The organism is Palaeococcus sp. (in: euryarchaeotes) (genome assembly GCF_053987695.1).
On the sequence record NZ_JBMXHE010000092.1, the window covers coordinates 1 to 6,689 of the forward strand.

Below are 6,689 nucleotides of genomic sequence, written 5' to 3' on the forward strand. Positions count from 1 at the left end.
CTTGACTCTGAGAAGAATTTTCAGCGCGTAACACATTACCCCAAGCAGTATCCGCGTCACAGTAATCTCTCTCAGAAAACAAGGCATCCTGTCACCAAACCAGGTTGCAAAAGCACCCCAGAACCCCTCATGAGGATTCCTGTGCTTATACTCCTTCTCGGAAAACACTTCATCCCTCTTCTTACTGCCAAAACCATCCGGAGGATTCTTAGTCTTTTTGATAATCGGTTTGTAACCCCTCTCTACCACAGTGTTCAGAACTTTCTTCGAATCATAAGCCCCATCAGCATAAAAATTCCCGGAACCCTCTGGCAGGACTTCAATCAGCTCGTTTTCAGAAGTCGTGATTTTGACTGCGACTGGATACAGTAGACTGGGCAGAATTCTCGTTATTGCTTGGACTTCGATCTTCATCTTTTTTTATTTGTGAAGATTGTTGAGTCTGCTTGAGTGCCAGCGTAAGGTAATTCCTGAAGTTTTTTCAGGAGGTGGTTTGTTAATTCTTCCAAGTTCAGTTTTTTCTCCCAGTTGTGGAGGGTTGAGTAGTAACGCCGAAGAATTCTCTGCCGTAATGCTGTGCGTCTCTGAGGGGTAGGTTGTAGTATTGTTTGAAGAGGAGTACTGCTATTATTGTTTTTGCCGGGATTTTGGCAGGTTTTTCAGTTTTCCTTCTGATTCTAAGTCTGCTAGAACATCCAGGATTGCAAATGCTACGCTCTCAGGGTCTTTTAGTCTGGGATCCCATCTGGGGAGCATGAGAATCACCTGGAAGAATTCAGCAAAAATTCTAAATAAAGGTTACTGTAAACACGCCCTCCTTTTCGAAAACTTTATAAAGTTCTGAAGACCTAACTTTAACAAAAAGTAATACCACAGATTATTGGAAGGTGATTAATTTGAAATGGGAGGAACTTGGAGTTTATAAACTGGAGAGCGCCCAAATATTCTTCCCCGCTTCTCTGGAGATACAGGAAGAGCTCCTGAAAGCGGGTTTCAAAGTACCCTATGATAAAAACAGTGGAGTTAAAACACCAATTCCTGTAATCTCAGCATTTTCTCATGGCAAGGAAATTAGAGCTAGAAACCTTCTGGGATCTGAGAATCACAGTGGAAATGATATAATGGTGCTGCCAGAGGAAGATGCCTTTTTAAAGGTGCTCCTGAATGGAGGGGGCTATTTGAGCTTTCAGCTGGAGTTCAGGAATTATCACCTTGAAGAGATGGGCTTCACCTCAGTTCCTCCAAGGATGTGGAATACATGGGCGAGCTTTTCTATTGCTCCGAGTGCTCTGGAAGAACTTATGGAAAAGCTGAGGGGGTTGGAAGAGGAGAATAACATTTACATCGATTCTCTTGGTAAAAAAGGGCGTGAAATCGAGATCTATGCTTATAAAGGAAGAAAGTATAGGGAGCTTGGAATTCCGGTTTATTCATACTATTTCGGCTTGAAAAACTTCAAGCTGGCATGGAGGTATTTCGAAGAAAAATGCCATGAAAATGGAGTTGAGAGGGAGAGGCTTAACTTCCTGAAGCTGGGACTCAGGAAGAATAAAGAAACACGAGCAGGACTAAAAGTCGGCGTGTCTTGGTTTGAAGGTCAGATTAGGAGAGTAATTTTGCGTTTGGGGACAAATTACCCCAGAATAAAAATCCAAGGACTTTACGGTGAGCTTTGGGGCAAATCACGGGGAAAGCTGGATACCGGTGAAACCCAGTTCATCACGGTAAAAGCTAGCGATTTCTATGGTGCACTTAAAAAGGTGAATAAAACCCTTGGCAGAGAGTAGAGGTGGGTATGATGCTGTCGGGATAAGGGTTTAATTTTTGGGCTGGGAGGTGGTTGGGCTGACTTTACGCCCTAACCCTGATAATGCACTATTAAAGGCACTACTTCTGCTATCCTGCCGATATCCTGGGTATGAACCAAATATTTATATATCCCTCCTCCAATAATACCTATGGCGGCGGACTAGGCTGGGGGGTTCGGCGTCCCCTGGAACCCGAAACCGTCGATATGCGGGGGCCGAAGCCCGGGGGGCGGCTCCTGAAGCCGCTCACTTGACCCCTGGGGGAGTGATGATTCCTCGTCCCACGGGGCTGGCGGTGAGCCAGGTACGGCTGGAGGGCCGTGCTAAGGCTCTTTATCCGCTGAACCCCGCAAGGCCCGGAAGGGAGCAGCGGTAGGCGGAACGTGCAGCGCTCGTGGGGTAGCGGGGGAGAACAAGCCCAGGGCAAAAGGGAGCGGTGGAGGGTTCCCACCCCCGGGTGTGTCCGCCGCCATTAATCAAGTTTTTATACTTCCTTGAGGTACTTTCATTGGTGATTTCATGAGTCTAAAGCTAAAAACCCTTCTTGCAAGGTTTCCACGTGTGGAGCTTATAGGTTTCCAAACACCAATCCAGTACCTCCCAAATTTAAGCCAAAGACTTGGAATAGAACTCTATGTTAAGAGAGATGATTTAACAGGCATTGCAATAGGCGGAAACAAGGTTAGAAAGCTTGAATACCTTCTCGGAGATGCCCTTTCTAAGGGTTATGACACTGTTATAACCACGGGAGCAGTGCATTCCAATCATGCGTTTGTGACAGCATTGGCAGCTAAAAAATTGGGTTTAAATGCCCTCCTGGTTCTCCGAGGAAAGAAGGATGCTCCGGTTAAGGGAAACTATCTCCTGGATAAACTGATGGGAATTGAGGTCATTCTGGTGGATGCAAAAAGCACCTATCCCGTTATGGAGGAGGTGGCAGAGGAATTAAAAGCAAAGGGAAAGAAAGCCTATATCATACCTGTTGGAGGAGCGTCCCCTGTTGGAACCTTGGGCTATGTGAGGGCAGCCGCCGAAATATGGGAGCAGGAGACAGCCCTTGGAGTGGAGTTTGATTATGTGGTTCATGCTGCAGGGAGCGGGGGTACATTTGCTGGGTTAACTCTAGGTTTCAACTTAATGGATTCCAAAACAGAAGTTATTGGAATAGACGTTGGAGGTCTCCTTAAAGGTCTTCCGGAGAAGGTCTTTAACCTTATCGGTGAAACGGCAGGACTGATCGGGTGTGCACATAATCTTACGGAGAACCATATAGCTGCCCATCTATTTGAGTACGGCTTTGGAGAATATGGGAGAATTACGAAAGAAGTTATAGAAACCATAAGGCTTGTGGGCGCAGAAGAAGGGATTATCCTTGATCCAATATACACGGCAAAGGCTTTCTATGGGCTCATGGATTTAACCCGCAACGGAAAGATAGCTCCGGGGTCAAAAGTTCTATTCGTGCACACTGGGGGAATGCCAGGGATATTCCAATACGATGAAAAAGTTCGGGAGTTCATTTAGTTTAAGCAAAGTTTTAATAACTCCCTTTCCCTTCTGCTTTTTGGGTGTTGAAAATGCTCGAGATTGAAGTTGCTAGGCTTAAGCTTGAAAACCCTCTAATGATAGCTTCCGGCGTCGCAGATATGACCCCCGATTTACTGAGGAGAGCCCATGAGGAGGGTGCCGGCGCCGCCGTAACGAAATCCATCGGCATTGTCCCGAAAAAAGGTTATGATAATCCTACAGTGGTGGAGCTCCCCTACGGGCTGATAAATGCAATGGGACTCCCAAACCCGGGATGGAATGCTTTCCATGAGGAATTTTCAAAGGAGGAGTTTGATTTCCCGATTATTGTGTCGATCTTTGGAGGGGATGAGAAGGAGTTCGCATTCTTAGCGGAGAAACTGGACGATGTTGCCGACGCCTTCGAGCTCAACCTCAGCTGTCCCCATGCAAAGGGCTACGGTATGGAAATAGGGCAGAGCCCTGAAATGGTGTACAAGGTGGTAAGGGCCATCAAAGACGTTACGGACAAGCCGATAATAGCAAAGCTAACACCTAACATAGATGATATAACAAAGCTGGGTCTGGCCGCCGAGAAAGGGGGAGCGGATGCAGTGGCTGCAATAAACACCCTCAAGGCGATAGCAATTGATATCTATGCAAAAAAGCCAATATTGAGCAATAAAGTTGGGGGATATTCGGGGCCCGGCATAAAACCAGTTGCACTGAGGGCGGTTTATGACTTGGCAAAGGCCCTCGATATTGACGTCATTGGCGTAGGAGGTATAACAACATGGCAGGATGCCGTTGAGTTCCTTATGGCGGGTGCTAGGGCACTCCAGGTGGGAACCGCAGTGTCCCTCAGGGGTTTTGGCGTTTTCAATGAGATAAACGAGGGTATTAGGGAATATTTAAAAGAGGAAGGATTTAGAAGTGTGAAGGAGATAATTGGGCTGGCAGTGAGGTGAAAGAATGAAGCGTGCTGTCGTGCTGTTTTCCGGCGGACTTGATTCGACGGCATGTCTCTACTGGGCAAAGAAAAATTATGATGAAGTCATTATGCTCACCATCAACTATGGGAGCAATGAGGAGAGGGTAACTAACCGTGTTGCCGGGTTCTTCTCGAAGGAACTCGGCACTCCGCTGAAAATTATCAAACTCGACTTCCTCGAGGAGTTTTCAAAGCTGAGGGGGACGACGCTTGTGGGGGGAGAGACGCCAAAGGTAAGTGCGGAAGAGCTTGAGCGCATGGCGAGGGAAACCGCAAAGAGCGTATGGGTTCCCGCCCGCAATGTGATTTTAATATCCATTGCTGCATCTCTCCTCGATGCCCTCGGCGGTGGGGATATAATAGTCGGCTTCAACCGTGAGGAGGGAGCAACCTTCCCTGACAACACTCCCGAATTCGTGGAGAAGATGAACGGGATGCTGGAGTATGGGGCAATGGAGGAGGTTAAGGTCGTTGCACCCCTAATCGACCTCGACAAGAAGGGCATTGCAAAGCTTTTGAAGGAGCTGGACGCAAAGTACGAGTACTCCAGTTCATGCTACATGCCGAAGGGGTTTACCGAGGACGGAAAGCCCATTCACTGCGGTGAATGCGAAAGCTGTGTGAGGCGCCATAGGGGGCTCATCGAGGGGATCGGCGAAGACAGGACGGTTTACGCCATTGAGCCAAAAATTTAACCAACTCTCCAGAACCGCAAATTTTAATTATTATTGCTCCAAATCACCTCAGGTGGTTCTATGGATGTGCTGAGAAAGTTGCACCGTTTTTCCCCACGATACGGCCCCGAATGGGGAAGTGGAGGAATATTCGGCCTGAGATACCACAATGAGGTTCTTTACTTTACGCTGGCATTTGAGGCACGGGCGCACTTCATCAGGGAGAACTCTAAGAGGATCTATGAATTCGGGCTCGTAGGTGAAAAACCAGCATCCGGAGGGGACACTTATAATGCTGTGGAAACCGTGGATGAGTTCATATATTTCGGAGGATGGGTTCATGCGCCCGCCGTATATGAAGGAAAGGACGGAAAATCAACAATAAGCTTTGTGAACAAGTACTCCCATGTACATGCCTATGATACGGAAAATGATGAGATAAAGCTCCTCTGGAAGGAGTCCATTCACCACCCAACGGACTGGGCAGGAGAAATAAGCGATATAATCTATGACCCCTACAACGACAGGCTTCTCCTGGCAAGAGAGGATGGGCATGCAAACCTGGGAATATACGCTCTCGACAGAAGGAAAGGAAAAGCTGAGCTCTTAAATCCCTCACCGAGTTTAAAGGGAACGATAGTTCATGATAATGTTTTCTTTGGAGTTGGTAAAAACTTCGATTTTGGAATAAGCGAGATTCACACCCTCGATTTGATAACCGGCAAGTGGGAGAGGTTTCCACTTAAAACCAGCAGCTCGGTTGATGGGGGCGGTTTTGTAAGACCCACAATGGGGGATATTGAAAGTGCATACAATCGGGCATTTGCCTTTGTTAGAGGCGGCATATTTGCAGGGAATCCATTGAACGGCGAGGAAATGACATTTTTCAGGCTCTTCGATTTTTACACGTTCTACGCCCCAATGAGGGTCAATGCTCTCCCATTGGGGGGAGGGTTATTGATGGCATATAATGCCCATCATGATACGATATATCAGCCCCGCTCTCCAGAGGAGCAGGCATTTGCACCAATTACGAACACGATAGCGGGTCCAAGCCTTCTAATTTACGTAACACCTCCAATGGTTAAAATAGTCGGTGCATTCGGGGCCAGAATAACGAGCCTTGAGAAGATGGGAGGACACATACTCGTGGGGGCAAACACGACTCCCAACACGGGTGCCCTCGAAGCCACTCCTTTCGACACTGGAAATAGAGATATCATCGTGCTTGATGAGGCGATAATCCAAAAAGAACCCCCCGCAGTAAGCTTTTCCTTCCCGCTTGCTTTCCCATCAATGGCTTCTCAAATGTACAAAACCGGAACATTTGGGGGCATTCCCCTTGAGGGATACAGGGATGCAAGGGCAATAGTATATGCGAGTGCTGACAATGAGCTCACCGTATATGAGTATGATCTCTCCCTCCCCGCTCAGGATGCCCATGAAGAGAGATTTGACATTAAGGAGGGCAAGAACATAATTGACCTGAGCTCATTCAGCGGCATGGTTTCCTTCAGAATGAAGAGGGAGGACTTCAAAGGAAAGATGCGGATTGAGCTCAAGTAATCCTCAATTTTTGGTGTGGAGAATGAGACTCTTGGTTCTGGATCTGGATGGGACGCTCTGGGATCATGAGGATGCATCCCGTTTGGTTCCACCCTTCACGGTTAATGGAAACTGCGTGATTGACGATTATGGAGAGGAGCTTCA

At 47.5% G+C, this 6,689-nt stretch carries 7 protein-coding genes and 1 other RNA gene; 6 read left to right on the forward strand and 2 right to left on the reverse strand.

The window, feature by feature from the left end; all coding sequences use genetic code 11:
- The coding region (locus ACXJGZ_RS07350; RefSeq protein WP_456398861.1) for a hypothetical protein at nt 1-414 on the reverse strand (414 nt) is incomplete at its 3' end.
- A 213-nt stretch (nt 415-627) separates the two neighbouring features.
- Nucleotides 628-756 (reverse strand): hypothetical protein, encoded by a 129-nt coding sequence (locus ACXJGZ_RS07355; RefSeq protein WP_456326555.1) that lies wholly within the window; start codon nt 754-756, stop codon nt 628-630.
- A gap of 140 nt (nt 757-896) precedes the next feature.
- Between ACXJGZ_RS07355 and ACXJGZ_RS07360 the strand changes: the two genes are divergently transcribed.
- The 6 genes from ACXJGZ_RS07360 (at nt 897) to ACXJGZ_RS07385 (ending at nt 6,545) form a co-directional block, all read left to right on the forward strand.
- The gene (locus ACXJGZ_RS07360) at nt 897-1,787 is read left to right on the forward strand and encodes a PhoI (protein WP_456398862.1); all 891 of its coding nucleotides are present in this window, start codon (nt 897-899) and stop codon (nt 1,785-1,787) included.
- A 175-nt stretch (nt 1,788-1,962) separates the two neighbouring features.
- An RNA gene (gene ffs, locus ACXJGZ_RS07365) (signal recognition particle sRNA) lies at nt 1,963-2,277 on the forward strand.
- Between the two features lie 50 nt (nt 2,278-2,327).
- A complete protein-coding gene (locus ACXJGZ_RS07370; protein ID WP_456398863.1) occupies nt 2,328-3,332 on the forward strand; it encodes a pyridoxal-phosphate dependent enzyme in 1,005 nt (334 codons plus the stop codon).
- 53 nt (nt 3,333-3,385) lie between these two features.
- The gene (locus ACXJGZ_RS07375) at nt 3,386-4,282 is read left to right on the forward strand and encodes a dihydroorotate dehydrogenase (RefSeq protein ID WP_456398864.1); all 897 of its coding nucleotides are present in this window, start codon (nt 3,386-3,388) and stop codon (nt 4,280-4,282) included.
- Between the two features lie 4 nt (nt 4,283-4,286).
- A complete protein-coding gene (gene queC / locus ACXJGZ_RS07380; protein WP_456398865.1) occupies nt 4,287-5,000 on the forward strand; it encodes a 7-cyano-7-deazaguanine synthase QueC in 714 nt (237 codons plus the stop codon).
- 60 nt (nt 5,001-5,060) lie between these two features.
- A complete protein-coding gene (locus tag ACXJGZ_RS07385) occupies nt 5,061-6,545 on the forward strand; it encodes a DUF2139 domain-containing protein (protein ID WP_456398866.1) in 1,485 nt (494 codons plus the stop codon).
- Nucleotides 6,546-6,689: the final 144 nt, after the last annotated feature.